Consider the following 26,501-nt stretch of genomic DNA (forward strand, 5'->3'; position numbering starts at 1 on the left):
CCCCCGTGAAGAGAACCGCGCCGCCGCCGCCAGCCTTCGGTCGGGCTACGCCCTCCCTACGGCTGGCGGCGGCGGCCAACTTGCCTGACGGTGCCGGTCAAGATGGTTGTCGCCCACCACGGGGGGATGCAACGGGGGCGCGCAGGAACGAAGTACTGGAGCGTGCCCCCTTGCCAAGATGTGAGTGGTACTACCACCCGGCTTTGTTGCGCAAAGAGGCTGAAGGCCGCACTTCCCCTTTCCCGGACGCACTTATCCCATGGGCTCCGTGACAGGTATTCCGAGCGCGGTGCAGCCGTTCAGCACGGCGGCGCGGACTTGGAGTTCTGCGACCTGGCGATCGAAGTCGCGTACCATGAGGCTCTGCCCCAGTAGTAGCTTCACGCAGTGCATCTTCGTCTCGACGCGGCTTCTGCGGTGGTATCCGCTCCATCGTCGCCAGATGGCGCGGCTGAGGTATTTCGCGGCGCGGAGCGCCTCGTTCCGGGCGATCGCACCCGCAGTCGAAGGCTTCCACGGCTTGGCATTTTTGCGGGGCGGGATGACGCCATGGGCGCCACGGTCTGCGACCGCGTTGTGGAACTTGCGCGTATCATATGCTCCGTCCGCGGTGACTGACGCGATTTCCTCATCTGCCGGGATCTGATCCAGCAGCTCGAGCAGCATCGGCGCATCGCCGACCCTGCTACCGGTGATCTCTATGGCCCGGATTTCCAGCGTCTGTTCATCGACACCGATATGGATCTTGCGCCACAGGCGGCGCTTCGTGCCCGCATGCTTGCGGGCGTTCCACTCGCCTTCGCCCTCTGCCTTTATGCCTGTGCTGTGGATGAGCAGGTTCAGTGGTCCCTTCGAGCCACGGCAGGGAATGTTCACGGCCATGGTCTTCTGGCGCCTGCTGAGCGTGCTCAAATCCGGCACGCTCCAGTCGATAGCGACCAGACGCAAGAGGCTCTCGACGAAGCCAGTCTTCTGCCTGAGCGCCATGCCAAACAGAACCTTCATCGTCAGGCAGGTCTGAATCGCGGCGTCGCTATACCGCGGCTGACGGCCTTGCTTGCCCGTGGCGGGCGGCACCCAGACCATGTCCGGGTCGAACCAGATCGTCAGGGAACCACGCTGCTTCAGCGCTTCGTTGTAGGCCGGCCGGTTCTTGGTCTTGTAGCTCGGCGGGATAGGTCTGCTCATGCAGACCGGTTACCACACTGGATTCACGAGATGAATCCCGCATCCACCTTTGCGCGACACCCCCCCTTCAAGGTGTTGGAGGACTTTTCAACGGCGAAATGTGAAATGGCGCACCCATCAGGATTCGAACCTGAGGCCTTCGCCTTCGGAGGGCGACGCTCTATCCAGCTGAGCTATGGGTGCGCAGCAGAACCGTCAGGCCCTGACTGCTTACGCAGTGCTTACGCGACTTCTCCAGCCTTTAAATCGAAAAACGATCTGCTCGGCAAGAGCTTGGTATCACGTATCTTTCTTAGTCCTCTTCATCACGGCATCCCCTTGACATCAGCCTTCGGAGGGCAGCGCTCTATCCAGCTGAGCTACGGGTGCCTGCGCGGCGGTGATAGTGCAAAGAAACCGCGCCCGCAATCGGAATTCTCGCTTGCGGGCGCTTTCGCAAACCTACTCGGGGCGCGTCGCAACGGCCAGCATGGTCATCTCGGGAATCATCGGCTCCACATTCACATCGGTGAACCCAAGCGCCGTCAATTCCGAGGCCAAACCCTCGGCATCGACCGAACGCGCCTCCGGGGTAAAAGCGGTATGCTGGAGCTGCCAGAGCGCGGCAAGCGCCGGTCCGCTGCGGTCGGCATGGACCATGAAATCGTGGATCAGCAGCTTGCCGCCGGGCGCAAGACAGTCGAAGGCGCGCTTCATCAGCCCTTCATGGGTATCGCCCGGCACGCCCGAGAATAGGTAGGACATCAGGATCACATCCTGCCCGCCCGGCCATTCGGTCTCCAGCGCATTGCCGTCGATATAGGAGATCCGGTCGGAAAGCTCCGCCTTCTCGACATAGCTGCGCCCCAGCGCCGCGACATTGGGGAAATCGACAATGGTGGCCGAAAGCTCGGGGAAGGCGCGGCAGAAGGTGATCGCATAGGCCCCCGTGCCGCCGCCCACGTCGAGCAGCTTTTTCGCGCCCGAGAGATCCACCCGCCGGGTCATCTGACGCGCCGGCCCGTGCGAGCCGGCATGCTGGCTTTCGGAATAGAGCCGCGCCTCCTCCGGATCGGAGAACCATTGCTCGTAAGACGCGGTGGCATCCTCGTCGAGATCGCCCGAAACGGCGGCGCCCAGCTGGCCCATGAGCCCGTACATCTGTTTGCCGACCTGAAGCCGGATATAGTCGCCGAAATCGTATTTCGCGCCCTTGACCAGAAACGCCTCCGCCGCCGGGGAATTGGCAAAGCGCCCCTCCGCCACCTCGACCAGCCCGAGCCCCGCCAGCGCGGTCAGCAGCGTTTCGGCCCTGTCACGGTGCAGGTCGCTTTTGGCGCCGATCTCCTCCGCGGTTTTCGGCCCGCCCGAGAGCTCGGTGAAGACCCCGTGATCGAGCGCCGTGAACAGCGCCTGCGATCCCATGAATCCAAAGGCAATTTGCGAGATTTCGTCGGCTTCCGTCAGCGGCCCCATACATCTTCTCCATGTGGTGAATGTTGTGCGGGAGGCTAACAGGCGCGAGTCGAGAGTCCAGCCAGCAGACGGAAACCGACACGGAAATGTCGGTTTCCGGCAGATTAGGCAAAAAGTTCGTGCGCCAGTTCGAGCGCGTCGATCAACGCATCGACCTCTTGCTCGGTATTATAGAGACCGAATGAGGCGCGGCAGGTGGCCGAAACGCCCAGGTGATCCATCAGCGGACCGGCGCAGTGATGGCCGGCACGCACCGCGACGCCCTTCTTGTCGAGGATGGTCGAGATGTCATGCGCATGTGCCGAGCCCTCCAGCGTGAAGGAGAAGATCGCCGCCTTGCCTGGCGCATTTCCCTGCACCTGGAGCCAGTTGAGCCCGTCCATCCGCGCCTTGGCATAAGACGCAACGCTCGCCTCATGCGCGGCGATGTTCTCCATGCCGAGATCCATGAGATAGTCGAGCGCCACGCCCAGACCGATCTGCTGCACGATGCCGGGTGTGCCGGCCTCGAATTTCATTGGCGGCTCGGCATAGGTGACGCTGTCCTTGTGAACCTCGCGGATCATGTCGCCGCCGCCCATGAAGGGCCGCATCTCGTCCATGCGCTCCCTGCGGATCCAGATCGCGCCGGAGCCCGAGGGGCCGTAGAGCTTGTGCCCGGTGATGGCATAGAAATCGCAACCGATCTCCTCGACATTCACCGGCATGTGCACCACGCTTTGCGAACCGTCGATCAGCACCGGCACGCCGCGCTCGCGCGCCGCAGCACATATGGTTTTCACATCGACGACCGTACCCAGCACGTTCGACAGATGGGTGATGGCGATGAGCTTGGTCTTCGGGCCGATGGCGTCGATCACCTGTTGCGGGTCGAGCGCGCCGGTGGCGTCCACATCGACCCATCTAATCACCACGCCCTGCCGTTCGCGCAGGAAATGCCAGGGCACCACATTGGCGTGATGCTCCATCACCGACAGGATGATCTCGTCTCCCGGCTCGAGCCGGGGCATCGCCCAGCTATAGGCCACGAGGTTGATCCCCTCGGTGGTGCCGGAGGTAAAGACCACCTCCTCCTCGTCGCGGGCTCCGAGAAAGCGCGCCACGGTGCCGCGCACCGCCTCGTATTTCTCGGTGGCGAGGTTGGAGAGGAAATGCAGCCCCCGATGCACGTTGGCATATTCCTCGGCATAGCCGCGCGTCACCGCGTCGATCACGACCTGCGGCTTTTGCGCCGAGGCGCCATTGTCGAGATAGACCAGCGGCTTGCCGTTCACCTCGCGTGAGAGGATCGGAAAATCGCGGCGGATTTCGGATACATCGTACATCAGATGGACATCCCGTTCGGTGTGACCCCGAGAAGGGTAAAGACAAAGCTCAGCGCAAACACAAGGGCGACAGAGCCGAGGACCAGCAGCATCAGCGCCTTGCCCAGACTGTCGAACCCGTGCGCGATATCGAGAAAGTTGATCATGATCCAGATCCCGGCGATCAGCGCCGCGATCACGAGAAGCGAGGCCAGCGCGCCGGAAACCGCCGCCGCCAGCGCCACGGCGATCTGCCCCAGCGCCCGCAGCGCCTGAAGCCAGATCAGCAGCAGCGCAATATCCTCCGCCCTGCCCTGCCCGCCCAGGATCCGGCCCAGCCAGGTCATGAACAGGATCGAGACCGTGAGCATCGCCGCCAGCAACAGCGCGATCACCCCCGGCGAGATCAGAAACGGCAGCGCCGCGCCCGGCAGGCCGCTCGCCTGGATGAGCCCGACGACCAGCGCGTTCAGCACCACGACCAGCGCCAGCGCGGTCAGCAGCGCCTCATGGCCGAGCCGCAGCGAGAGCAACAGCTTCGCCACGTCGCGCGGCGCCACCAGCGTCTGCCAGGCGAGCCGGAGAAACCCCGCCGCCGTCATGCCGCCGGCGCCTTCTGCGCGGCACGCATGCCGCTCAGCCAGAACCACAGGAAGACCGCGAACCAGATCAGCCCGACAAGCGTGAGCTGCGGCCCGGCGCCCATGAACCCGGCCACCAGCCCGTTCAGCAGCACCAGCGGCGAGGCCGCCAGCAGCGCCCAGAACAGCGCCAGCCGCGCACCATAGCCGCTGCCCTTGCCGCCAAAGAGCTTGGCGACGATCTGCGCGACAAAGGCGAGCAGGTAGAACAGCAGCGGCGCGATCACCAGCCAGGCCAGCAGCGCGCCGCCCAGCAGCGGGTTCAGCTCGATCTCCTGCATATGCGCCTGACGCGCCAGCGCCGGCATCTGCGCGACGAAGAACAACGCGCAGGCCGCCATGACCAGCACCAGCGCCCGGTCCTCGCGCGGACCCTGCGAGAGCAGACGCGCGACGACCGCGCCCGGCCCCCGATAGGTGGCCAGGATCTCGCGCGAGAGCGACATCAGCCGCGCCGCCGGGCCAGCCAGCCCTCGACGCGGGCGACGATCTCGTCCTGAAGGCGCTCGTCCTCGATCTCCTGCACCGCCTCGGCGATGAAGGCGATGGTCAGCAGGTCTTCGGCGGCACCGCGCGGCAGGCCACGGGCACGCAGATAAAAGAGCCCTTCCTCGTCGATCGCGCCCGAGGTGGAGCCGTGGGAACAGGCGACATCGTCGGCATAGATCTCAAGCTCGGGCTTGGCGAGGAACTGGCTGTCGCCGTCCAGCAGCAGCGATTGCGAGATCTGGTAACCGTCGGTCTGCTGGGCGCCGGGCTTGACCAGGATCTTGCCCTGGAACACGCCGGTCGCGCCGTTGCGCAGCACCTTCTTGAACACCTGCCGGCTTTCGCAATTCACCGCGTCATGGGTGATGAACACCGTGTCGTCATGGTGGAAATCGCCATCGCCCATGCAGGCCCCGGCGACATGCGCCACCGCGTCGTCGCCGGTCAACTCGACCACGCATTCATTGCGGGTCATCACGCCGTTGGCGGTGAGCGTGAAGGTCTTGAAGGTGCTCTCGGTGCCGAGCCGCGCAAAGATATGCGTGGCGGCCTGGCGCTCGTGATCGCGGCCCTGGGCGCGGACATGGTGGAACCCGCCCCGGTCGGCCACATCGACCTCCATCACCTTGTTGAACCGCGCCGCTGCCGGGCCGTTCTCCAGAATGGTGACATCAGCGCCCTCCTCGACCTTCACCACATGGTGCAGCGTCGCGTCGGAGGTCTCGGAACGGTGGTAATAGACCAGGCTGATCGGCTTCTCGACCTTGCCGGTCACCCGCATCAGCAGCCCGTCGCTGGCAAAGGCGGTGTTGAGCGCCGCCAGCGGCCGCTCCACCGGGCTCTGCCCCGCCTCTTCGAGCTTGCCATAGAGATCCTGCGCCCAGTGGATATCGGCGCCGTCGGAGAGACGGGCGAATTCCACGCCCTCAAGCTCCAGCGCATCCGAGGCCTCCGGGTCGAAGACACCGTCGACAAAGACGATCTTGAGCCGGTCGACATTGCCGAAAAACGGCCCCTCATCGGCATCGAACACCGCCGCCGGCGCCGGTTCGGGCGCGTTGAGGCTGTGCGGACGGGTGAATTTCCAGTATTCGTCACGCGCACCGGGCAGCCCCATGGCACGCAGCCGCGCCAGCGCGGCCTTGCGCGCCGGCACCGACCAGCCCGTCTCGGGCATGCTCAGCGTGGCGAGCCGCGCCTCGGTGGCGTCGATCTTGGGTTGCGGAAGTGCCATTACGCCTGCTCCTCGATCAGATGCGCGTAGCCCTCGTTTTCGACTTCGAGCGCCAGCTCGGGGCCGCCGGTCTTGATGATGCGGCCATTCGACATGATGTGCACCACGTCCGGTTTGATGTGGTCGAGCAGGCGCTGGTAGTGGGTGATCACCAGAAAGCCCCGGCCCTCCGAGCGCAGCGCGTTCACGCCGTCGGCCACCAGCCGCATGGCATCGACGTCGAGACCCGAGTCGGTCTCGTCAAGGATGCACATCTTGGGCTCCAGCATCGCCATCTGAAGGATCTCGTTGCGCTTCTTCTCACCGCCGGAAAAGCCGACATTGACCGGGCGCTTCAGCATCTCGGCATCGATCTGGAGGCTTTTCGCCTTTTCGCGCACCAGCTTGAGGAACTCGGTGGAGGACATCTCCTCCTCGCCGCGCGCCTTGCGCTGGGAGTTCACCGCGGTACGCAGGAAGGTCATGTTGCCGACGCCGGGGATCTCCACCGGGTACTGGAAGGCCAGGAACAGGCCGGCGGCGGCACGTTCCTCGGGGTCCATTTCGAGCAGGTCCTTGCCGTCGAGCGTCGCTTCGCCGCCGGTCACCTCATAGCCGTCCTTGCCCGAGAGCACATAGGACAGCGTCGATTTGCCCGAGCCGTTCGGGCCCATGATCGCATGCACCTTGCCCGCCTCGACGGTCAGGTCCACACCTTTGAGGATCTGCTTGTCCTCTTCTTCAAGTTTCACTTGCAGGTTCTTGATTTCCAGCATCTTTTTCTCTCCTCACGGGCCGCTCAGGGCCGCATGGTCAATTGCATGATCCGCAGCAGCCGATGCGCCGGCACGGGCTGCGGGGCGATGTCGAACCGGGCCATGCGCCCGGTCAGTTGCGGGGTGCCGAGGAATTCCTCGACCTTGTGATATTGCCTGCGCTGCTCGTAATCGTCGAAGAGCAGCACCAGCGGCTTTTCGGTCAGAAAGGCGGTGGCCAGCGCACAGCCCTCGCGGAACCGCCCGTCGACCAGCACCAGATCGGGCTGGCGGAACTCGGGCAGGCCCCAGACCTCCAGCGGATAGCGCGGCCAGCGCCGCCACTCGCCCTCGTCGACCGGCCGGCCCCATTCCTTGGTGGGGCCGATATCCGACCAGATCACATCCACCTCTGTGCCCGCGACCGGCGGGTTCTCGTCGAACCAGCGGCGCATCATCTGCGCCCAGTCGCGGTCGCTTTCGACGGAAAACACCGTCTTTCCGGGCTGTTCGGCGGCATGGACCGTCGAGCCGCCCGAACCGTATTCGAGGATGACCTCGGCACGCCCGTAGAGATCGCGCAAAAGCGCGGCCTCGGCCTCGGGCATGGTCAGCTCGGGGCGCGTTATGGGCGCCGCCTCGGTCACGCGATCACCACCGCCGTTCCGGAGGCGGAAACCATCAGCATCGAGTTGCCGACCACCTCGTAATCGAGATCGACGCCGACCACCGCATTGGCACCGAGCGCCACCGCCCGCTGCTCAAGCTCGCGCAGCGCAGTCTCGCGGCCTTCCTGAAGCTTGCTCTCATAGGCCCCCGAACGACCGCCGATGATATCGGTGACCTGCGCAAAAAGATCGCGCACCACATTGGCGCCCATGATCGCCTCGCCCACCACGATGCCCTTGTAGGCGGTGATGGAATGGCCCTCGATCGTATTGGTCGTGGTGACGATCATGCTTTTCTCCCAGGGGTTTGCCACGCGTTCCTCAGGTTCAGCTGGTGAAATATTTCATCGCCATCATGACGATCATGGCGAGCCCCGCCGCAGCGCTTGCGGTGACGAATACCGAGCCGGCAAGAAGCCCGTCGGTTTTGCCTTTGCGCTTGCGCATGCCGAGCCCGATGAGCACGCCGATAAACACACCGACGCCGGTGCCGAGCGATTGCAGTGCCAGCTGCTGGATCATAGCGTTTCCCCGCGTAGGGTGGGCAATCCTGCCCACCGCCGCCCGTCAGCCCACAGAGCCTTCGAGCGAGATCGCAACCAGCTGCTGCGCTTCCATGGCGAATTCCATCGGCAGCGCCTGAAGCACTTCCTTGGCAAAGCCGTTGACGATCAGCGCCACGGCCTCCTCCTCGCCCATACCGCGCTGGCGGCAGTAGAAGAGCTGCTCGTCATCCACCTTGGAGGTCGTCGCCTCGTGCTCGCAGCGCGAGGAATTGTTCTTCACCTCGATATAGGGCACCGTATGCGCGCCGCATTTGTCCCCGATCAGAAGGCTGTCGCACTGGGTGTAGTTGCGCGAGTTCTTGGCCTTCGGGTGCATCGAGACGAGCCCGCGATAGGTGTTCTGCGCCACCCCCGCCGAGATCCCCTTGGAGACGATCCGCGACTTGGTGTTCTTGCCCAGATGGGTCATCTTGGTGCCGGTATCGGCCTGCTGGTGGTTGTTGGCGATGGCGATGGAATAGAACTCGCCCTGGCTGTCGTCGCCGCGCAGCAGGCAGGACGGGTATTTCCACGTCACCGCCGAGCCGGTCTCGACCTGCGTCCACATCACCTTGGCCCGGTCGCCGCGGCAATCGGCGCGCTTGGTGACGAAGTTGTAGATGCCGCCCTTGCCGTTCTCGTCGCCCGGGAACCAGTTCTGCACGGTGGAATATTTCACCTCCGCATCTTCCTCGATGACGATCTCGACCACGGCGGCATGCAGCTGCGCGGTGTCGCGCTGCGGCGCGGTGCAGCCTTCGAGATAGCTGACATAGCTGCCCTTGTCGGCGATGATCAGCGTGCGCTCGAACTGGCCGGTATTTTCGGCGTTGATGCGGAAATAGGTCGACAGCTCCATCGGGCAGCGCACACCCGGCGGCACGTAGACAAAGGATCCGTCGGAGAACACCGCAGAGTTCAGCGTGGCATAGAAATTGTCCGAGACCGGCACGACGGAGCCGAGATATTTCTTCACCAGATCAGGATATTCGCGGATCGCCTCGGAGATCGAGCAGAAGATGACGCCGGCCTCCTTCAGCTCCTTCTGGAAGGTGGTGCCGACGGAGACGCTGTCGAATACCGCGTCGACGGCGACCTTGCGGTCGGAGCCCGCGGTTTCGGAGAGCGATTTGACCGCATCGGCGGGAGCGGCCTCCTCGGCGCCCTCGACGCCGGCGAGGATCATCTGCTCCTTCAGCGGGATGCCCAGCTTTTCGTAGGTGGCCAGCAGCTTGGGATCGACATCGTCGAGCGATTTCGGCTTTTCCGCCATGCTCGTGGGCCGGGCGTAGTAATACTGTTCCTGAAAGTCGATCTCGGGATAGGTGACCATCGCCCAGGTGGGCTCTTTCATGTTGGTCCAGCGCTCATAGGCCTTGAGCCGCCATTCGGTCATCCACTCCGGCTCACCGTTCTTTTCCGAGATCAGGCGCACGATGTCGGGATTGATGCCCTTGGGGGCATATTCCATCTCGATATCCGTGTCCCAGCCGTACTTATACGTCGAGACGGCCTCGACCGCATCCACGGTTTCCTTCTCCACCCCTTCCTTGACGGTCACGTTGTCGAAGGCTGCCATGTGCTCTCTCCTGTCATCGCACCGGAGGTGCGTCTCATTGCATAGCGCACCGGAGGTGCGTCTCATATCCATCGGCACCGAAGGTGCGTCTCGTATCACAACACACCGGAGGTGCGTCTCATGCGTTCCGGCACCCGGGGTGCCTGCTGTTTCGCGGGCGGCGCCGGTGCCTCCGCCCCGTCTCAAGCTGCATCTGCGATACAGCTTATCCGGCAAACCGGCGCCGGCGGCGCCTCTTATCCTGTCACGCGTGCCGCGCGCGGTGTTTCTCGTACTGGCGCAGCCAGGCGTCGGCAAAGCGCATCACGTCCTCTTCCGTCACGCCCGGCCCCAGGCTCACGCGGATCGCGCTGCGGGCGGTGTCGTCGTCATGTCCCATCGCCTGCAACACCCGCGAGGGGCGCAGCTTGCCGCTGGAACAGGCCGAGCCCGCGCTGATCGCGAACCCCGCCAGATCCATCTGCATCACCTGCGTCTCTCCCTTCCAGCCCGGCAGGGCAAAGCAGGAGGTGTTCGGCAGGCGCGGCGCATCATTCCCGACAAAAATAGTCTCTTTTGCGCGCTCCGCAATGGCATTTTCTAGAATGTTTCTAAGTTTTTCCACCTCTGTCCAGTGGCCTTGCTCCAATTCGCGGATCGCCGCCTCTGCTGCGGCGGCAAACCCCGCTATTCCAAGGATATTTTCCGTCCCCGCCCGGCGCCCCATTTCCTGCCCGCCGCCCTTCAGCATGGCGTCGAGATCGGTGCCGCGCCGGATCACCAGCGCGCCGATTCCCTTCGGGCCGCCAAGCTTATGCGCCGAAACCAGCGCCGCCGTACAGCCCACCCAGTTGAAGGCAAAGGGGATTTTGCCGAAGGCCTGGGTCGCATCGACCACGGCGAGCCCCTGCGGCAGCGCCTGAATCACCCCGGTCTCGGAATTGGCGGCCTGCAAGGCGGTCTCCTCCGGCACCGCGACCTGCACCTGTCCGCGCGCATCGACCGGCAGCACCGGATCGACCCAGGCCGCCAGCGCATCGTGCTCGATCCAGGCGCCCTTGAGCCCGCGCCCGGCACAGGCCTGCGCCGCCGCCTCGGTGGCGCCCGAGACAAAGATCACATCGGCCCCGTCCGCCCCCAGCGCGGTGGCGACCTGCGCCCGCGCGCGCTCCATCAGCGCCTTGGCCGCACGGCCCTCCGCATGCACCGAGGACGGATTGCCCACCATGTCCATGGCGCCGATCATCGCCTCGCGCGCCTCGGGCCGCAGCGGCGCTGTGGCGTTCCAGTCGAGATAACTCCGCCTCACCGCCATCTGCCTTTCATCTTTCTCATAAATACTCCGGGGTCCGGGGCAGCGCCCCGAACGACGCGCCGCCGGGCCTCAAGCGTCATCCACCACCGAAAACAGCGTGGGCACCGCCGGACAGGGCGCCAGCGTGTTGTTCACCACATCCGACAGCCGCGTCTGGTGCAGGAAGACATAGACATTCGCCGAGAGACTCTGCCACAACCGGTTGCTCAGCGACTGCGCCCGGCTGCCCGAGGCGCCGCCGCTGGCGCCGGCGCCCTTGTGCATGGCGTCCACCGTCTCGTCGACCGCGGCGAGAATATCCACCACCCGGATCTCCGAGGCCGGGCGCGCCAACCGGTAGCCGCCGCCGGGCCCGCGCACCGAGGCCACTAGCCCGGCCCGGCGCAGCTTGACGAAGAGCTGCTCCAGATAGGGCAGCGACACATCCTGACGCTTCGAGATATCGCCCAGCGTCACAAGGTCGCCCTCGGGCTGGAGAGCGATATCCGCCAGCGCCACCATCGCATAGCGGCCTTTCGTACTCAGTTTCATATCGCACCTCCCGCGCCCGCGCAGCCCTGACGATTGACCTTGCCGGGGCGATTGCCTATCTGCAATTCAGCCCTCCCGGACCCGCTTCCGGGAATTAGAACCGTTCTAAGGTGCCTGAGAAGTTTCGTCAAGAAACCCCGGGTGCCCTTACAGGAGCCCACTGCACCGATGCCCGAGGTCATTTTTCCCGGACCCGAAGGCCGCCTCGAAGGCCGCTATCACCCCCAGAAAGAAAACGACGCACCGATCGCGATCATCCTGCATCCGCATCCGCAGTTTGGCGGAACGATGAACAACAAGGTCGTCTATAACCTTCACTACGCCTTTTACAACATGGGCTTTACGGTGCTGCGGTTCAATTTCCGCGGCGTCGGGCGCAGCCAGGGCGAATACGACCAGGGCATCGGCGAGCTTTCCGATGCCGCCTCGGCGCTCGACTACCTCCAGTCGATGAACAACAACTCCAAGCATTGCTGGGTCGCGGGCTTCTCCTTCGGCGCCTGGATCGGCATGCAACTGCTGATGCGCCGGCCGGAGATCACCGGCTTCGTCTCGGTCTCGCCGCCGGCGAACATGTACGATTTTTCGTTCCTCGCCCCCTGCCCCTCCTCGGGCCTGATCATCAACGGCACCGCCGACCGCGTGGCGCCGCCCGCCGATACCACGGCGCTGGTGAACAAGCTCAAGGAGCAGAAAGGCATCACCATCACCCATGATGAGGTAGAGGGCTCGGGGCATTTCTTCGAAGAGCCGCATATGGAAACGATGATCGGCGGCGTGACCTCCTATGTGAAGCGCCGCCTCACTGAAACATCGCGCTGAGCGCAGCGGTTCAGGACGCCTCCGCAGCGTCGCCGTGCGGGGGCGTCCGGTCCAGCACATCGGCCAGATGCCGCAGCGGCTTCGGGCGATAGGCCGAGGGCGCGTGATGCCAGCGCTGCTGCGCCGCTTCCGAGACATCCCAGATATAGGGCGGCGCATAGGCATCGACGCGGTCCAGCACATTGCGCCGCAACAGCCGGGCGACAAAGCCCGGCTTTTTCGTCTGGTTGCAGAGCGGCGCCGAGAAGCGCTCTTCGGCCACGCAGGTCTCCAGCTGCGCGGTATCGAAGCCCAGCCCCTGCTCTGCCGCGCCCTCGGCCACCCAGGCCAGCGCGATATTGGACAGGCCGACAATATCGCCGCCGCCGCCCACCGAACCGTGATCGCCCGGAAACCAGTGCTGGAGGTAATAGCGCTTGCGGTCGGGATCGTCCTGATTGAGATCGCCGAGATTCTCCCAGATCGTCGGCGGGAAGGTCTTGCGCGTTTCGTCGATCGACACCGCATGCCGCGCCGCCTTGACGCTGCTCGACAGCTTGAGATCGTGGAAGCCGTGGCTGCCGTTGAAGATCTGCGCGAGAATCCGGTAATGCCCCGGCACCCCCATGGCGCCGACAGTGTCCCACACACCCATATAGGCGATGCTCAGCAACGGCGGCCGCCCCTTGCCCTGCGCCTCGCGCCAATCCTGCTCTTCGGGGCTGGTGGCGAGATGCGGGCAGAACTCCGCCCGGAAGGCAAAGCTCTCGGGCGTGTCGGGCCGGGTCTCGGGCGCATCGTCGCGATAGCGCTTCAGCGCCTCGCCCTCGCGATAGGCCTGGTCATGCCGGGGAAGGCCCGAGGCGCGGATCAGCCCCGCCAGCGAGCGCGCGGTAAAGGCACCGCGCGAAAAGCCGAAGATAAAGATCTGGTCGCCCGGCTCGTATTGCTCGGCAATGAAGCGGTAGCCGGTCATGATATTGCGCGTCACCCCCGCGCCGAACATGCCGCCCCGGATCTTGTCCCAGGTCCTGGCAAAGCCGGTCATGCCAAAGCCGGTGCCGACGCCGGGTATGTATTTCGGCAGCTGCGTCACACCATCGGCAGCGGTCTGCCGGGTGCCGCGGTGCAGCTTATAGACGTTCGTGGCAAAGGCCGCATCGGGCCGGTTCCACGTTCCATCACAGAATATCGCGATGCGCTTCATGAAAATCTCTCCTGAAAAATCGTCTCAAACGGAAGAAAATGCCCTCGGGACACAACCACAGATAGCATAGTTGCGTAAACCTGTCCCGACCTTGGGAAACCCGGCCGCGCGTGCTTTTCTCTGCCCCGTGCTTTCCGCTATGAGAGGGCAGGATGCACAACCCGGGCAAGGTGGACGATGTCTCTGGCACAGGAACTGGCCGACAAACTGGCCGAAGACACCTTCAAGGTGATGAAGGCCACCGGCGACGACCGGTTCTTCATGGAAGTGGCCAAGGTGATCGGCGCGTCCTCGACCACGCTGGAAGAGGCCTATCTGACTTCGATCCGGGTACGGATGGCCGAGCGCCGGGCGCGCCAGTTCATTCTCGATCGGGTGAAGCAGGCGCAGGCGGAGCGCGGCTCGAAATCGGAGCCCGAGACATGAGCGCCCGACTCGACGCGCAAATGGCCTTCCTGATGGAGGCCGACCGGCTGAAAGCGATCACCCGCGCCACCCGCAATCACGACGGGCGCCGCGAAAACTCCGCCGAACACAGCTGGCATCTGGCGCTCTTTGCGCTGGTGCTGGAGGAACACGCGCCGGAGCGGATCGATATTCATCGGGTGATCCGGATGCTGCTGATCCACGATCTGGTGGAGATCGACGCCGGCGATGCGCCGATCTATGGCAAGGTCGACGCCGCCGCTCAGGCCGCCGGCGAAAGCGCCGCGGCGGAGCGGCTCTTCGGCCTGCTGCCGCAAGCGCAGGGCGCCGAGCTGCTGGCGCTCTGGGAGGAGTTCGAGGCGAACGAGACGCCGGACGCGCGGTTCGCGAAATCGCTCGACCGGTTCCAGCCTCCGAACCTGAATCTGATGAATGGCGGCGGCAGCTGGACCGAATACAACGTCACCCAGGATCTCTTCGAGACTCGCGTCGGCGCCAAGGTCGCGCACGGCGCCCCGGCGCTCTGGGCCTGGCTGCAACCGCGCGTCGCGGCGTTTTTCGGCAGGGCCTGAGCCCGACCGGCGGACACGCCAAGATTTTTCGTACGAAAAATCTTGGCGCCCGCGTCAAATCTCAGTAGTGGATCGCCCGGCCCCAGGCGTCGAGCACGCTTTCATGCATCATTTCCGACAGGGTCGGGTGCGGGAAGACGGTGTTCATCAGGTCTTCCTCGGTGGTCTCGAGCTGGCGGCCCACCACATAGCCCTGAATGAGCTCGGTCACCTCAGCGCCCACCATATGCGCGCCCAGCAGCGCCCCGGTCTTGGCGTCGAACACGGTCTTCACCATGCCCTCCGGCTCGCCCAGAGCGATGGCCTTGCCATTGCCGATGAAGGGGAAGCGGCCGACCTTGATGTCATAGCCCTTTTCCTTCGCCTGCGCCTCGGTAAGGCCGACACTGGCCACCTGCGGGTGGCAATAGGTGCAGCCGGCGATGCTGTCGGGGTCGACCGAATGCGGATGCCCGCCGGCGATCAGCTCAGCCACCATCACACCCTCGTGGCTCGCCTTATGCGCCAGCCAGGGCGCGCCGGCGAGATCGCCGATGGCATAGACCCCCTCGACACCGGTGCGGCAATACTTGTCGGTGACCACATGGGTGCGGTCGACCTTGATGCCCTGCTCTTCAAGCCCCAGGCCTTCGGTATTGCCGACGATGCCCACGGCGGAGATCACTGTGTCGAACTCCTCGGTGGTGGTCTTGCCGCCCTGCTCGATATGCGCGGTCACCTTGCCCTGGCCGCGGTCGAGCTTTTTCACCATCGCCTTTTCGCGGATCTTCATGCCCTGCTTCTCGAACTGCTTCTTGGCGAATTTCGAGATCTCGGCGTCCTCCACCGGCAGGATGCGATCCATTACCTCGACCACCGTCGTGTCGGCGCCGAGCGTGTGATAGAAGCTGGCGAATTCGATGCCGATGGCGCCGGAGCCGATCACCAGCAGCTTCTTGGGCATGCGCTTGGGCGCCAGCGCGGCCTTGTAGGTCCAGACCAGATCGCCATCCGCCTCCAGCCCCGGCAGTTCGCGGGCGCGGGCGCCGGTGGCCAGCACGATGGATTTGGCGGTCAGCTCCTCGGTGCCCTTGTCGGTCTTGACGCTCACCTTGCCCTTGCCGGTGAGTTTCGCCTCACCCATGATCGCCGTCACCTTGTTCTTCTTCAGAAGATGCGTGACGCCGGAATTGAGCTGCTTGGCCACCCCGCGCGAGCGCTTGACCACCGCGTCGAGATCGAAACCGATCTTCTCCGCCGTCAGCCCGTATTCCTTGGCGCGATGCATGTAGTGGAAGATCTCGGAGCTGCGCAGCAGCGCCTTGGTGGGGATGCAGCCCCAGTTGAGGCAGATCCCGCCCATGTGTTCGCGCTCCACACAGGCCACTTTCAGCCCGAGCTGGGCGCCGCGGATCGCGGCCACATAGCCGCCGGGTCCGGCGCCGATCACGATCATGTCGAAGCTTTGCGAAGCCATGGCTCTCTCCGTCGAGTTAAATTAGTTTGGCATTAAACCATTTTCCGGAACGGTTCAACGGCAAGCAGGTTCCGGAGGCAGGTTTCCCTCCCCTCCCGACCTAGCGCTTCGGCGTGAAAAGGCCCGCGCGAACTTCTCCGCGCGGGCCTTTGTCAAAGAGATCAGCATCTTGGACGGGATCAGGCCGCCTCCGCCTGCAATTTGCGCAGGGTCGCGCCATAGCCGCCGGCATCCACATAGGCGCGTTCGGCGGCAGTGGAGGCCCGCTCCAGCGCGGCGTTGCGCGTCGGGAAGCGGCCGAAATCGCGGATCACCTCGCGATGGGCGCGGGCATGCAGCAGGTTCGGCGCGCCGGTCTCGGGCATGCGCTCCTTGACCAGCCGGATGCAGCGGTCCTGATCGCAGAGGTTTTCCGAATGCATCAGCGGCAGGTAGAAGAACTGCCGCGCCGGCTCGTCGATCTTGAGATCCCAGCCGCGCCAGATCGCCTGCTTGGCCGCGGCCAGTGCGATCTCGTCCGAACCGAAAGCCCTGCCGTCGCCGCGGAACATATTGCGCGGAAACTGGTCCATCAGGATGATATAGGCCAGAGCGCCGCTGGGATAGGTCAGCCACAGGCCGAAACGGCCCTCCATCGCCGCCTCCCAGGTCTCCATGAATTGCTCGCGGATACGTGCGTCGAGCGCCTCATCCACCGCGTACCATTTGTCCTGCCCGACCTCGTCGAGCCAGAACGCCAGAATGTCTTCGGGCCCTTTCATGGCCTCATGCTCCTCTCACCGGTCCCACTCCGCGTGCGTCACAGGAAGGTTACAATCCCCCCCGAGACGAACAAAAGTAAAAAATTCTGTCAATTACGACATTCCGCCAGCGGCGATTATCCGACCGCTCCCTGTCGGCGTGCCTCCGATTCGGCCTCTGCCTCGGCTTCTGCCGCCTCGATGGCCTCGATCACCACCTCCTGAGCGGCCTCCATGGCCACCGGGGTGACGGTGGGACTCATCGCGGTATAGGCGCTGGTCTCGTCCACCGAGGGCGCCGGGCGCCGGGTCATCCGCCAGCCCGCGTAGCCGGTGAGGCTGAGCAGCAGCACCGCGATCAGAGCGAAATAGCCGCCCGGCCCGAATGTCTCGATCGCCCAACCGGTGACGATGGGGCCGGCGATAGCACCAACCCCGTTCACGAAGAGCAGCCCCGCCGAGGCGGCGGCCATGTTCTCGAGGTCGAGAAAGTCATTGGTATAGGCAATAAGCAGCGAATAAAGCGGATTGGCCGCGCCCCCGATCAGGAAGGCCGCGCCGAGCAGCACATAGAACCGGTCGGGCATCACCGCCGCCAGACAGGCGGCAAGCCCGCCCATCAGCGCCACGCCGGCAACGAGCTGGCGACGGTCCATCCGGTCGGAGAGCCAGCCCAGCGGGTATTGCGTGACCAGCGCGCCGACATAAAAGGCCGCGACGAACATCGAGATCTGCGTCAGCCGCAGCCCGGCCTCTGCGGCGAACACCGCCGCCATGCCGAACTGCGCGGCGAAAACGCCACCGAGCAGGATCATGCCGACGACCCCCAGCGGCGAGGCGGCGTAAAGCTCGCGCAGGCTCATCCGCTTGGTGGTGTCGAAGGCGGGGGTCGGCGAGACCGAGAGCAGAATCGGCGCGAAGGCCACCGAGACCAGCACCGAGGGGATCACGAAGAGCAGGAAGCCCGAGGGATCGGGCACCAGCAGCATCGCCTGCGCGGCGATGATCCCCAGCATCTGCACGATCATGTAGGCCGAGAGCGTCTGGCCCCGCGACTCGTTCGAGGAGGCGTTGTTGAGCCAGCTCTCGGCGGTGACGTAAACGCCGCAATAGCAAAAGCCGATGATCATCCGCTCGATCGTCCAGGCGACGGGATGCGGGAAAGCCGGGTAGAGGATCAGCACCGCCGAGACGAAAGAGCCCAGCGCCGCGAAGACCCGCACATGGCCGACGCGGCGAATCATGCCGGGCGTCAGGCGGGAGGCAAGCAGGAAGCCGGCGAAATAGGCCGACATGACCACAGACATCTCAAAGGCGGAGAACCCCGCGCCGCTGCCGCGCACGCCCAGAAGCGAGCCCTGAAGGCCATTGCCCAGCATCAAAAGCAGCATGCCGAGAAGCAGCGCCCAGGAATGTCTCAGAACTTCGAGCATGCGGGGGCCCTCCTTCGTCGTGCCGGTTCGCGTGAGTGCGAGTCGGTTCGGCGCACCCGTGCCATTGGTCCGGGACAAAGGCAACTATCCAGTAAAGGCCGGTTGACGATCCCTCTTGCACACGGGCAATGGGCGGCCGTTTTATCTTTGGACATTCGAGCACAGTCTGCGCGGAACAAGGCGATGGCGCGGCTGCCGTTGCGTGCGGACAGGCCCCTCACCCAACCGTCACGGCAGCAGCAGCGACGAATCCCCATAGGAGAAGAACCGGTAACGCTCCGCCACCGCATGGGCATAGATCCGCTTTATCCGTTCCTGCCCCATCAGCGCCGAGACCAGCATCATCAGCGTCGATTTCGGAAGGTGGAAATTGGTCATCAGCGCATCGGTCACCCGGAACTCGAAACCGGGATAGATGAAGATCTCCGTCACCCCCGTCCAGGGCGCGATGGCACCGGTCTCGCGCGCCGCCGTCTCGATCAGCCGCAGCGCCGTGGTGCCGACCGGGATCACCCGCCCGCCGGCGGCCTTGGTCGCCGCGATCTCGGCGGCGGCGGCGGCAGAGACCTCGCCCCATTCGCCATGCATCTTGTGGGTGGTCACGTCGTCGACCTTTACCGGCAGGAAGGTGCCCGCGCCCACATGCAGCGTCACATGGGTGAACGCCACGCCCCGTTCGCGCAACGCCGCCAGCAGCGGCGCGTCGAAATGCAGCGAAGCGGTGGGGGCAGCCACCGCGCCGGAATGTTTCGCCCAGACGGTCTGGTAATCCTGCTTGTCGCGCGCATCGGCGGCGCGCTTGGCAGCAATATAGGGCGGCAGCGGCATGGCGCCGGCCTCGGCCAGCGCGGCGTCGAAATCCTCACCCGCAAGATTGAAGCGGAACAGCCCCTGCCCCTCCTCGCGCGCCTCCAGCGTGGCCGAGAGCGCGTCGGAGAACACCACCGTCTCGCCCTCGCGCAGCTTCTTCAGCGGCTTGACCAGCGCCGCCCAGAGCCCGCCGGCGCGCGGCTCGAGCAGCGTCACCTCGATCTGCGCCTGCGTCAGCCCCTGCGCGCTCTGCCGGCTGCGGGTGCCGAAGAGCCGCGCCGGGATCACCTTGGTGTCGTTCAGCACCAGCCGGTCTCCGGGGCGCAGCCAGTTGCCCAGATCCGAGACCACCGCATCGGTGATCCGCTCGCCCTCGGCCACCAGCAGCCGCGCGGAGGAGCGCGGTTGCGCCGGCCGCGTGGCGATCAGCGCCTCGGGCAGATCGAAATCGAAATCGCTGAGTTTCATGATGTCCCTACTGGCTCAGGCTGGGGGGCGGGCGGCGGAAGATGTCACGGAACATGCCCGGAGTGAAGGCCGAAAGCGGGTTCACCGAGACCGCCGGATCGTCCACCGAGCCCGCGAGATTGAAGTTGAAGCCGATCAGCCCCTCGCCCTTGCGCGAGAACAGCCGCCCGATGCCGTTGAGGATATAGACCGGCGACAGCACCCCCTGCATGTCCATGCGGCGGCTGGCGAGATCGTAATAGCCATCCATCGAGATGCCCATAGACGGCCCCACCGCGCTCGACCGGGAAAGCACCACCTGCGACGGTGTCAGCCGGAACCGCGCCTCGACCTCGGAGAAGAAGATCCCGGCGCCGTTCAGCTCATCGAGCAGGCCGACGACAGAGACCGCATCGAGCAGCCCGGTGATCGCCGGCGCGTCCTGCAAGCGCGCGCCCTCGATGGCCAGCGTGCCATCGTATTCGCCCGCCCGTCCGCGCACCGGCACCAGCGTCAGATCGAAGGTGCCGTCCTGCACGTTGCGGAACACCCCCGCGCCGGCAAGCACGTCGCCCGCGTCGCGGCTGCGGATGCGCACGGCGCTGCCGCCGCGCTGCGGCACGATCTCGCCGGTGACCGGGGCGCGGTCGCCCACCCGCGCGCGGAATTCGCCGTTGATGCCCCCCGCCAAGGAGAAATCGCCCTCGAAATCCGCCAGATAGATCGCATCGCTCACCTGCAACCGGTCGAGCGCGATGCTCAGCGGGCCGCCGCCACCGGCAGCGCCGCCCGGGCCGCCACCCATGCCGAAGGGCGCGCGGCGCAGATCCAGCCAGCCGCCGTTCAGCGCCACCGCCAGCGCGGCGCCACGTCCGCGCGGGGTCAGCACCGCCGCGCTGTCGAGCCAGTTGCCGACCTTGAGTTCCGGCAGATCGAGCCGCGTCAAACCGCCGTCATTGCCCAGCGTGACCGAGCCGAGCGCCTCCAGCCCGGCGCCGCTCAGCGCCAGCCGGTCGATGCGCACCGGCTGCGCCAGACTGCCCGCCAGATCCAGCGCGCCGGTGCCCGCCTCCGAAAGCCGCCAGCCGATCTGCGGCAGCGAGATGCCCAGCCCCGCCAGCGACGACGTGAGAGTAAAGCGCGGCGCCGTACCCGGCTCCAGCGCGATGCTCACCTTGCCGGTGCCGCGCCCCGACACCACGCCCGGCGCCAGTCGCAGCCCCAGCGCCTCGGCGACCGGTGCCGAGAGCACGATCTCGCCCTCGACCCGGCTGCCCGCCCCGGGCGGGGTCAGCGGCTGGGTCCAACTGCCACGGAACGGCACGCCCGACAGATCCGCCGAACCGGAGATCACCAGTTGATCGTCTGTCAGATCGAAGGCGAGCCGCGTGGCGCTCAGGCTCTTACCGGGCACGATCTCCTCGCTGCGCACATCCTCCAGCGTACCGGTGCCGCGAATATGGATATCCTCGCGCTTGACTCCATGGATCAGCGGCACGTCGATCCGGCCGGCAAGCGCGACACGCCCGTCGCCGAGCTGCACCGGCTTGCCTGCCTTGCGCATGAATTCCAGCCCCGGGCTGTCGAGATAGGAGAGCGCCGCGACCAGCGGCGCGCGCACGTCGAGCGTGAGTTCCCCCATCAGCGGACGGGCGGTCAGATCCGGGATGACGAAGCGGCTGCCGCTGCCGTCGAGCGGGCCGCCCTCGGGCGGGGTGGCCTGCCCCGCCTCCATCGTCACCGCCAGCCGGTTGTCGTAGATGGTGAGCTGCCCCGCCGCATCGGTGATCCGCGGGAGCGTGCGCGAATAGGTCAGCTCGATCCCTTCGAGACGCGTGTCCACGTAGGGCACCAGGCCGCCGCCCGGCGCCAGGCGCAGCGCAAAGACCGTGTCGCGCAGCCCGCCGGCATAGATATTGTCCGCCACCCATTTGCGTGGCTTGTCGGCCATCGCCTCGGGCCAGTAGGAGAGCAGCTCTTCATGGCCGATGGCGTCGAGCCTGCCGTCGAGCGCCAGCCGCCAGCCCTCGGGCTCGGCGGCAAGCGTGCCGGACAGCCGCAGCGGCAGCGCCGGGTCGGTGCTGCGGAACCTGCCCAGATCGAGCCGGAACGGATCGAAATCGAGCTGCCAGTCGAGCTCTGCGCCGCTGAGCCGGACCGGGCTATCGAGAAAGCCCTCGGGGTCGGCCTCGAAGCGGGTGACGCGGAACTGCCCGGTCATGCCGCGCGGCCAGCCGCCCTCGGCCCCGCGCAGCGTCGCGCGCCCGTCCGAGACGATGGTGCCGAGGCGGCTCGTCACCGAGATCTCGTCGAAGCGCAGGCTGGCGCTGGCCGGATCGTAGGAGAAATAGGTGCGCGCGCGGTCGAAGGGGATGGGCCGGGTGCGCGGGTTGGGCTGCACCGCGCCGGCGCCGATCTGGAGCGTGGCGCTCAGCGCACCGAGTCGGCCGCCGGAACTGACGGAGCCGCGCAGCGCGCCGGAGATCGGCGCGCGCAGCGCGTTGAGCCAGGCCAGCGCCGGGCTCTGCGTGGCGATGTCCTGCGCGCCGAGCCCGCTGAGATTGAGGCCGAAACTGCCGCTGGTCTCGCCGATCGGACTTTCGGCATTGAGCGCCAGCGTCGCCGCCACGTCGCCGCGCCCGAGCAGCGCCATGTCGCCGGCAAGCCGCAGCGCCCCGCCCTCGCGGGTGAGGCTGAGCCTGCCGCCATCGGCGGTCCAGCCGCGCCCGGCGCGCGCGTCCTCGTAGCGGATGGTCAGCGCGTCGGCCTGCACCTCGCGCAGCCCGGCGAGGCGCGGATCCGACATGGCGTCATCGACCCGCGCGATGATCGTGGGAATGTCGGGCGTTGGCGTGTCGGAGGCGAACACATCCCCGAGCGCCAGCCCCAGCTCGCCCTCGGCATTGCGGCGCAAGGTCAGCACCGCGCCGGAGAGCCGCGCGGCGCGCAGCTCCGCCTCGCCGAAGAGCAGCTTGCCGGGCGTCACGCCGATCTCCACATCCGAAAGCGTCGCCACCTGCGCCCCGGTCTCGGCGCGGACATCCACATCCGTCAGCACGAAACGAGCAAGCCCATCGGGCTGCACCAGCAGGTTCAGGCCGCCGAAGCGGATGTCGAGCCCGGGCACCATGGCGCCCAGCCGGGACTCGATCCGCTCGCGCAGCCAGTCCGGCGCGGCAATCGCCCGGCCCTGCGCATACCAGAGCCCGCCGGCCAGCAGCAGCCCCACCAGTGCCAGAGGCAATAGCAGCCCGGCCAGCCAGCGGCGCTTTCTGCGTCCTGCCTGCGTCGCCCCCGGATCTTCGTTCTCGGATGTCACTGCCGGTCGTGTCTCTCGGTTTGCTTTGCCGCTCCGGCGTTCTACACCCAGATCAGGGAATTGAGAAACGCTAGAATGGAGCGCCCCATGGCCGACACCGCCCCCGATTTCACCCTGCCCGCCACCACCGGAGAGGACGTGACGCTCTCCGCCCTGCGCCCCGCCCCGGTGGTGCTGTTCTTCTATCCGCGCGACGACACCTCGGGCTGCACCAGGGAGAACCAGGATTTCTCCGCCCTGCTGCCCGAGTTCGAGGCGGCGGGCGTGAAGGTCTTCGGCCTGTCGAAGGATAGCCTCGCGAGCCATGAAAAATTCATGAAGAAGAAAGAGCTCACCGTGCCGCTGCTCTCCGACGAGGGCTCGGAGGTCTGCGAGGCCTTCGGCGTCTGGAAGGAAAAGAAGATGTATGGCAAGACCTTCATGGGGATCGAGCGCAGCACCTTCCTGATCGACGCCAATGGCGAGATCGCAAAGGAATGGCGCAAGGTGAAGGTGCCCGGCCACGCAGAAGAGGTGCTGGAGGCGGCAAAGGCGTTGTGAGCCCGCGCCGCAAATCTCTTGCAAGAGATTTGCAATGTCCTTGCAAGGACATTGGCCCGGCGGAGAGGAACGGGACGACGCGGCGATGATGAGCTTGAGCGAAATGGCGGTGGACGTGCTGGCCACCGCCGACGGGCGCGAAAAGACCGCCAAATCCCATGCCCACGCGGCGGCGTGGTTCGCCGCGCGCAAGGCCGGCGAGACGATCCCGCTCGGCGAGGCGACCCCGCCGCTGCGCCCGGCGCGCCCCGCCCGGCCCGAGCTGCTCGACCCGCGCGAGGTGCCCAAGCGCAAGCCCGGCTCGTCCGCGGGCCGCATCGCGCTTTTGCATGCGGTGGCGCATATCGAGCTGAACGCGGTGGATCTGCACTGGGACATCGTCGCGCGTTTCACCGACACGCGGTTCCCGACCGGCTTCTACGACGACTGGGTCAAGGCCGCCGACGAGGAATCCAAGCACTTCAACCTCATGTGCGACTGCCTCGAAAGCCTTGGCAGCTTCTACGGCGCCCTGCCAGCGCATGCCGGGATGTGGCGTGCCGCAGAGGACACCGCCAGCGATCTCATGGGCCGGCTCGCCGTTGTGCCCATGGTGCTGGAGGCGCGCGGGCTCGACGTGACGCCGGGCATGATCGAGATCTTCCGTCGCGCCGGAGTGGACAACGCCGTGGCCGCGCTGGAGACGATCTATGCCGAGGAGGTCGGCCATGTGGCCTATGGCTCGAAATGGTTCCACTTTCTGTGCGGTCGCCACGATCTGGACCCCAAGGAGGTGTTCCACGATCTCGTGCAGACCTATTTCCACGGCGCGCTGAAACCGCCCTTCAACGAGGAAAAGCGCGCCGAAGCCGGATTGCCGCCGGATTTCTACTGGCCGCTGGCGGACGAGCGTGGCCCCCGGTGACGCGGAAATAGGCGCACCGAACCCATTGGCATCGGCGGTTTTTCGCCATTTTGACGGAGATTCGCGGCATGCCGCCGGGGCAAAGCCCAAAAATGTTGCGATCATGCCGGGCTCTGGGTAAGGCCCTTTGGCAGGACGCCGGGTGTTTTGGGGAACCGAGCGTTGTTGTTGGGACGGGAACAAAGGACAGACAGGTGAGAACGCGTTTCGCGATCAGAACCCATGCGCTTATGGAGCGCTTTTTTCCGGAACGTCGGCTGTTTCTCAAATCGGATACCGACACACGTTTCATCCGCCTGCGCTCGGAAACGCAGCTTGTGGCCTTTCTAGGCGGCGCCCTTCTGGTCGCCTGGGCCATCGTCGCCACAGCGATCCTGCTCATGGACAGCATCAGCGCCGGCAACTTCCGCGAGCAGGCCAAGCGCGACCAGGTCACCTATCAGCGCCGGCTGAACGAGCTTTCCGCCGAGCGCGATGCCCGCGCCTCCGAGGCGCTGGCCGCGCAGGAACGGTTCAACACCGCGCTGGCGCAGGTCTCCTCCATGCAGTCCAAACTGCTCGATTCCGAGACCCAGCGCCGCGAGCTGGAAACCGGCATCGATGTGATCCAGACCACACTGCGCACCACCATGGAAGAGCGCGAGGCGATCGGCGAGCGTCTGGCCAGCCTCCAGACCCGCATCGAGGGCGGCGCGGTACAGAGTGCCGGCAATAGCGAGAGCGACAGCACACTCGATCTGCTGGCCGAAGCGCTGGCCCGCACCGCCGAGGAGCGCGACCAGGTCGTGGCCGATGCCCAGGATGCGCTGGTGCGCGCCGACGAGATGGCCACCGAGCTGCGCCTGATGGAAGAGAAGAACGACCGCATCTTCCGCCAGCTCGAAGAGGCGATGACCGTCTCGGTCAAACCGCTCGACAAGATGTTCTCCGCCGCCGGCATGGACCCGGATCGCATTATCGACCAGGTGCGCAAGGGCTATTCCGGCCAGGGCGGGCCGCTGACGCCGATCACCTTCTCGACCCGCGGCGAGGAACCGTCCGCCGATATGGAGCGCGCCAACCGCATCCTCGGCGAGATGGACAAGCTGAACCTCTACCGCATCGCCGCGCAGAAGGCGCCCTTCGCGGTGCCGCTCAAGGATCCGTTCCGCTTCACCAGCGGCTTCGGGCGCCGCTGGGGGCGTCTGCACGCGGGAACCGATTTCGCCGCGCCGCACGGCACGCCGATCTATGCCACGGCCGACGGCGTCGTCACTCATGCCGACTGGATGTCCGGCTATGGCCGTCTGGTGAAAATCCAGCACGAGTTCGGCATCGAGACCCGCTATGCGCATATGTCCAAAATCCGCGTGAAGGTGGGCCAAAGGGTCTCGCGCGGGGACCGCGTTGGTGATATGGGGAATACCGGACGGTCGACCGGAACGCATCTTCACTACGAGGTTCGCGTCGGAGGTGAGCCCGTGAACCCCATGACCTACATCAAGGCTGCAAACGATGTTTTCTAAAAGCAAGATCAACGAGCCCGGCCCGAAGGCCGAGGACAGCGCACCGAAACCGGCCGCCGAAGCGCCGCGCCAGTCGGCGCCCGAGTTCAAGCCGTCGACCCCGCCGAAAGCCAAGCCCCCGGCATCGGTTCTGTCGAGCGATCTGCACATCACCGGCAACCTCAAGACCACCGGCGACATCCAGGTCGAGGGCACGGTCGAGGGCGACATCCGCGCCCATCTGCTGACCATCGGCGAGACCGCCACCATCAAGGGCGAGGTCGTGGCCGATGACGTGGTGATCAATGGCCGCATCGTTGGCCGCGTGCGCGGTCTCAAGGTGCGCCTGACCGCCACCGCCCGCGTCGAAGGCGACATCATCCACAAGACCATCGCCATCGAGAGCGGCGCGCATTTCGAAGGCTCCGTGCAGCGCCAGGACGATCCGCTCTCCTCACGCGGCAAGGGCGCAGCCGCCGCTCCGGCCCCGCAGCCCAAACCGGCCGCCGCCGAGGGTCAGGCCGGCTAAACGCCGCCGCCTTTCATCGCGTTTCGAAGCGCCGGGCCTCGCGCCCGGCGCTTTCGTTTTCGATGGGCCGGGCAATGTCGCCCGGAGAGACTTCGCCGCTCGTGAATGCTCCTCCCAAAGACACCACAACCCGGCTCTGGACCCGGCGCTTGCAGTCGCCCCCAAAGCACC

At 65.7% G+C, this 26,501-nt stretch carries 26 protein-coding genes and 1 tRNA gene; 7 read left to right on the forward strand and 20 right to left on the reverse strand.

Features of this window, described 5'->3' with window-relative positions; all coding sequences use genetic code 11:
• Positions 1–252: 252 nt before the first annotated feature.
• The 14 genes from I6N89_RS08235 to I6N89_RS08300 form a co-directional block, all read right to left on the reverse strand.
• Positions 253–1,188, reverse strand: a complete 936-nt coding sequence (locus tag I6N89_RS08235; RefSeq protein ID WP_093412216.1) for an IS5 family transposase — start codon at positions 1,186–1,188, stop codon at positions 253–255.
• Between the two features lie 106 nt (positions 1,189–1,294).
• Positions 1,295–1,371, reverse strand: a tRNA-Arg gene (locus I6N89_RS08240).
• Between the two features lie 258 nt (positions 1,372–1,629).
• The gene (locus tag I6N89_RS08245) at positions 1,630–2,643 is read right to left on the reverse strand and encodes a methyltransferase (RefSeq protein WP_207017785.1); all 1,014 of its coding nucleotides are present in this window, start codon (positions 2,641–2,643) and stop codon (positions 1,630–1,632) included.
• A 104-nt stretch (positions 2,644–2,747) separates the two neighbouring features.
• Entirely contained in the window at positions 2,748–3,968 is a 1,221-nt protein-coding gene (locus I6N89_RS08250; protein ID WP_207017787.1) for a cysteine desulfurase, read from the reverse strand.
• Positions 3,968–4,549, reverse strand: coding sequence for a YIP1 family protein (locus I6N89_RS08255; RefSeq protein WP_207017789.1), 582 nt, complete (start codon positions 4,547–4,549; stop codon positions 3,968–3,970). Before I6N89_RS08255 ends, I6N89_RS08250 begins: the two co-directional genes overlap by 1 nt.
• Positions 4,546–5,034 (reverse strand): YIP1 family protein, encoded by a 489-nt coding sequence (locus I6N89_RS08260; RefSeq protein ID WP_076695778.1) that lies wholly within the window; start codon positions 5,032–5,034, stop codon positions 4,546–4,548. Before I6N89_RS08260 ends, I6N89_RS08255 begins: the two co-directional genes overlap by 4 nt.
• Complete coding sequence (locus tag I6N89_RS08265) at positions 5,034–6,311, reverse strand: SufB/SufD family protein (protein WP_207017791.1); 1,278 nt, start codon at positions 6,309–6,311, stop codon at positions 5,034–5,036. The genes I6N89_RS08260 and I6N89_RS08265 overlap by 1 nt, the downstream gene beginning before the upstream one ends.
• The gene (gene sufC / locus I6N89_RS08270) at positions 6,311–7,066 is read right to left on the reverse strand and encodes a Fe-S cluster assembly ATPase SufC (protein WP_207017793.1); all 756 of its coding nucleotides are present in this window, start codon (positions 7,064–7,066) and stop codon (positions 6,311–6,313) included. Before sufC ends, I6N89_RS08265 begins: the two co-directional genes overlap by 1 nt.
• A gap of 23 nt (positions 7,067–7,089) precedes the next feature.
• Positions 7,090–7,692: a hypothetical protein gene (locus tag I6N89_RS08275; RefSeq protein ID WP_419247618.1), complete on the reverse strand. Its 603-nt coding sequence runs from the start codon at positions 7,690–7,692 to the stop codon at positions 7,090–7,092.
• Entirely contained in the window at positions 7,689–8,003 is a 315-nt protein-coding gene (locus I6N89_RS08280) for a heavy metal-binding domain-containing protein (protein WP_207017795.1), read from the reverse strand. The genes I6N89_RS08275 and I6N89_RS08280 overlap by 4 nt, the downstream gene beginning before the upstream one ends.
• Positions 8,004–8,040: 37 nt before the next feature.
• Entirely contained in the window at positions 8,041–8,235 is a 195-nt protein-coding gene (locus I6N89_RS08285) for a hypothetical protein (protein ID WP_207017797.1), read from the reverse strand.
• Positions 8,236–8,280: 45 nt separating this feature from the next.
• The gene (sufB, locus tag I6N89_RS08290) at positions 8,281–9,837 is read right to left on the reverse strand and encodes a Fe-S cluster assembly protein SufB (RefSeq protein ID WP_207017799.1); all 1,557 of its coding nucleotides are present in this window, start codon (positions 9,835–9,837) and stop codon (positions 8,281–8,283) included.
• Positions 9,838–10,081: 244 nt separating this feature from the next.
• Entirely contained in the window at positions 10,082–11,125 is a 1,044-nt protein-coding gene (locus I6N89_RS08295; RefSeq protein ID WP_207018189.1) for a cysteine desulfurase family protein, read from the reverse strand.
• 75 nt (positions 11,126–11,200) lie between these two features.
• On the reverse strand, positions 11,201–11,662 hold the full coding sequence (locus tag I6N89_RS08300) for an Rrf2 family transcriptional regulator (RefSeq protein WP_207017801.1): 462 nt from the start codon (positions 11,660–11,662) through the stop codon (positions 11,201–11,203).
• A gap of 168 nt (positions 11,663–11,830) precedes the next feature.
• Between I6N89_RS08300 and I6N89_RS08305 the strand changes: the two genes are divergently transcribed.
• Positions 11,831–12,484 carry an alpha/beta hydrolase gene (locus I6N89_RS08305; RefSeq protein ID WP_207017803.1) on the forward strand — a complete coding sequence of 218 codons (654 nt, stop codon included), beginning with the start codon at positions 11,831–11,833 and terminating at the stop codon, positions 12,482–12,484.
• A gap of 10 nt (positions 12,485–12,494) precedes the next feature.
• Here the strand turns inward: I6N89_RS08305 and I6N89_RS08310 are convergent, their stop codons facing one another.
• On the reverse strand, positions 12,495–13,670 hold the full coding sequence (locus I6N89_RS08310; RefSeq protein ID WP_207017804.1) for a DUF2235 domain-containing protein: 1,176 nt from the start codon (positions 13,668–13,670) through the stop codon (positions 12,495–12,497).
• A 177-nt stretch (positions 13,671–13,847) separates the two neighbouring features.
• Here I6N89_RS08310 and I6N89_RS08315 point away from each other — a divergent pair, with 177 nt between their 5' ends.
• Together I6N89_RS08315 and I6N89_RS08320 are read left to right on the forward strand one after the other, a co-directional pair.
• Positions 13,848–14,096 carry a hypothetical protein gene (locus tag I6N89_RS08315; RefSeq protein ID WP_207017806.1) on the forward strand — a complete coding sequence of 83 codons (249 nt, stop codon included), beginning with the start codon at positions 13,848–13,850 and terminating at the stop codon, positions 14,094–14,096.
• A complete protein-coding gene (locus I6N89_RS08320; RefSeq protein ID WP_207017808.1) occupies positions 14,093–14,668 on the forward strand; it encodes an HD domain-containing protein in 576 nt (191 codons plus the stop codon). The genes I6N89_RS08315 and I6N89_RS08320 overlap by 4 nt, the downstream gene beginning before the upstream one ends.
• Positions 14,669–14,729: 61 nt before the next feature.
• On the opposite strand, the gene lpdA is transcribed toward I6N89_RS08320, so the two are convergent.
• The 5 genes from lpdA to I6N89_RS08345 form a co-directional block, all read right to left on the reverse strand.
• Positions 14,730–16,124: a dihydrolipoyl dehydrogenase gene (gene lpdA, locus I6N89_RS08325; protein ID WP_207017809.1), complete on the reverse strand. Its 1,395-nt coding sequence runs from the start codon at positions 16,122–16,124 to the stop codon at positions 14,730–14,732.
• Between the two features lie 179 nt (positions 16,125–16,303).
• Entirely contained in the window at positions 16,304–16,885 is a 582-nt protein-coding gene (locus I6N89_RS08330; RefSeq protein ID WP_207017811.1) for a DUF924 family protein, read from the reverse strand.
• A 116-nt stretch (positions 16,886–17,001) separates the two neighbouring features.
• Positions 17,002–18,297 carry an MFS transporter gene (locus I6N89_RS08335; RefSeq protein ID WP_207017813.1) on the reverse strand — a complete coding sequence of 432 codons (1,296 nt, stop codon included), beginning with the start codon at positions 18,295–18,297 and terminating at the stop codon, positions 17,002–17,004.
• Positions 18,298–18,525: 228 nt separating this feature from the next.
• The gene (gene queA / locus I6N89_RS08340) at positions 18,526–19,575 is read right to left on the reverse strand and encodes a tRNA preQ1(34) S-adenosylmethionine ribosyltransferase-isomerase QueA (protein ID WP_207017815.1); all 1,050 of its coding nucleotides are present in this window, start codon (positions 19,573–19,575) and stop codon (positions 18,526–18,528) included.
• A gap of 7 nt (positions 19,576–19,582) precedes the next feature.
• On the reverse strand, positions 19,583–22,873 hold the full coding sequence (locus I6N89_RS08345) for a DUF3971 domain-containing protein (RefSeq protein ID WP_207017817.1): 3,291 nt from the start codon (positions 22,871–22,873) through the stop codon (positions 19,583–19,585).
• Between the two features lie 87 nt (positions 22,874–22,960).
• Between I6N89_RS08345 and I6N89_RS08350 the strand changes: the two genes are divergently transcribed.
• The 4 genes from I6N89_RS08350 to I6N89_RS08365 all read left to right on the forward strand — a co-directional run bounded on the left by I6N89_RS08350 (position 22,961) and on the right by I6N89_RS08365 (position 26,330).
• The gene (locus I6N89_RS08350) at positions 22,961–23,413 is read left to right on the forward strand and encodes a peroxiredoxin (RefSeq protein ID WP_207017818.1); all 453 of its coding nucleotides are present in this window, start codon (positions 22,961–22,963) and stop codon (positions 23,411–23,413) included.
• An 85-nt stretch (positions 23,414–23,498) separates the two neighbouring features.
• Positions 23,499–24,317, forward strand: coding sequence for a ferritin-like domain-containing protein (locus tag I6N89_RS08355; RefSeq protein ID WP_207018191.1), 819 nt, complete (start codon positions 23,499–23,501; stop codon positions 24,315–24,317).
• Between the two features lie 194 nt (positions 24,318–24,511).
• A complete protein-coding gene (locus tag I6N89_RS08360; RefSeq protein ID WP_207017820.1) occupies positions 24,512–25,822 on the forward strand; it encodes a DUF5930 domain-containing protein in 1,311 nt (436 codons plus the stop codon).
• Positions 25,812–26,330 (forward strand): bactofilin family protein, encoded by a 519-nt coding sequence (locus I6N89_RS08365; RefSeq protein WP_207017822.1) that lies wholly within the window; start codon positions 25,812–25,814, stop codon positions 26,328–26,330. The genes I6N89_RS08360 and I6N89_RS08365 overlap by 11 nt, the downstream gene beginning before the upstream one ends.
• The last annotated feature ends 171 nt before the right edge of the window (positions 26,331–26,501 follow it).

Source organism: Salipiger abyssi (assembly GCF_017311415.1).
In the GTDB taxonomy this organism is placed as follows: Bacteria; Pseudomonadota; Alphaproteobacteria; order Rhodobacterales; family Rhodobacteraceae; genus Salipiger; species Salipiger abyssi_A.

Coding starts and splice junctions, on each gene's coding strand:
- I6N89_RS08250 (WP_207017787.1), bottom strand. CDS start 3,968: ATGTACGATGTATCCGAAATCCGCCGCGATTTTCCGATCCTCTCACGC.
- I6N89_RS08235 (WP_093412216.1), bottom strand. CDS start 1,188: ATGAGCAGACCTATCCCGCCGAGCTACAAGACCAAGAACCGGCCGGCC.
- lpdA (WP_207017809.1), bottom strand. CDS start 16,124: ATGGCTTCGCAAAGCTTCGACATGATCGTGATCGGCGCCGGACCCGGC.
- I6N89_RS08350 (WP_207017818.1), top strand. CDS start 22,961: ATGGCCGACACCGCCCCCGATTTCACCCTGCCCGCCACCACCGGAGAG.
- I6N89_RS08255 (WP_207017789.1), bottom strand. CDS start 4,549: ATGACGGCGGCGGGGTTTCTCCGGCTCGCCTGGCAGACGCTGGTGGCG.
- I6N89_RS08315 (WP_207017806.1), top strand. CDS start 13,848: ATGTCTCTGGCACAGGAACTGGCCGACAAACTGGCCGAAGACACCTTC.
- I6N89_RS08335 (WP_207017813.1), bottom strand. CDS start 18,297: ATGCTCGAAGTTCTGAGACATTCCTGGGCGCTGCTTCTCGGCATGCTG.
- I6N89_RS08280 (WP_207017795.1), bottom strand. CDS start 8,003: ATGATCGTCACCACGACCAATACGATCGAGGGCCATTCCATCACCGCC.
- I6N89_RS08265 (WP_207017791.1), bottom strand. CDS start 6,311: ATGGCACTTCCGCAACCCAAGATCGACGCCACCGAGGCGCGGCTCGCC.
- queA (WP_207017815.1), bottom strand. CDS start 19,575: ATGAAACTCAGCGATTTCGATTTCGATCTGCCCGAGGCGCTGATCGCC.
- I6N89_RS08285 (WP_207017797.1), bottom strand. CDS start 8,235: ATGATCCAGCAGCTGGCACTGCAATCGCTCGGCACCGGCGTCGGTGTG.
- I6N89_RS08355 (WP_207018191.1), top strand. CDS start 23,499: ATGATGAGCTTGAGCGAAATGGCGGTGGACGTGCTGGCCACCGCCGAC.
- I6N89_RS08330 (WP_207017811.1), bottom strand. CDS start 16,885: ATGAAAGGGCCCGAAGACATTCTGGCGTTCTGGCTCGACGAGGTCGGG.
- I6N89_RS08320 (WP_207017808.1), top strand. CDS start 14,093: ATGAGCGCCCGACTCGACGCGCAAATGGCCTTCCTGATGGAGGCCGAC.
- sufC (WP_207017793.1), bottom strand. CDS start 7,066: ATGCTGGAAATCAAGAACCTGCAAGTGAAACTTGAAGAAGAGGACAAG.
- I6N89_RS08300 (WP_207017801.1), bottom strand. CDS start 11,662: ATGAAACTGAGTACGAAAGGCCGCTATGCGATGGTGGCGCTGGCGGAT.
- I6N89_RS08260 (WP_076695778.1), bottom strand. CDS start 5,034: ATGTCGCTCTCGCGCGAGATCCTGGCCACCTATCGGGGGCCGGGCGCG.
- I6N89_RS08305 (WP_207017803.1), top strand. CDS start 11,831: ATGCCCGAGGTCATTTTTCCCGGACCCGAAGGCCGCCTCGAAGGCCGC.
- I6N89_RS08310 (WP_207017804.1), bottom strand. CDS start 13,670: ATGAAGCGCATCGCGATATTCTGTGATGGAACGTGGAACCGGCCCGAT.
- I6N89_RS08245 (WP_207017785.1), bottom strand. CDS start 2,643: ATGGGGCCGCTGACGGAAGCCGACGAAATCTCGCAAATTGCCTTTGGA.
- sufB (WP_207017799.1), bottom strand. CDS start 9,837: ATGGCAGCCTTCGACAACGTGACCGTCAAGGAAGGGGTGGAGAAGGAA.
- I6N89_RS08365 (WP_207017822.1), top strand. CDS start 25,812: ATGTTTTCTAAAAGCAAGATCAACGAGCCCGGCCCGAAGGCCGAGGAC.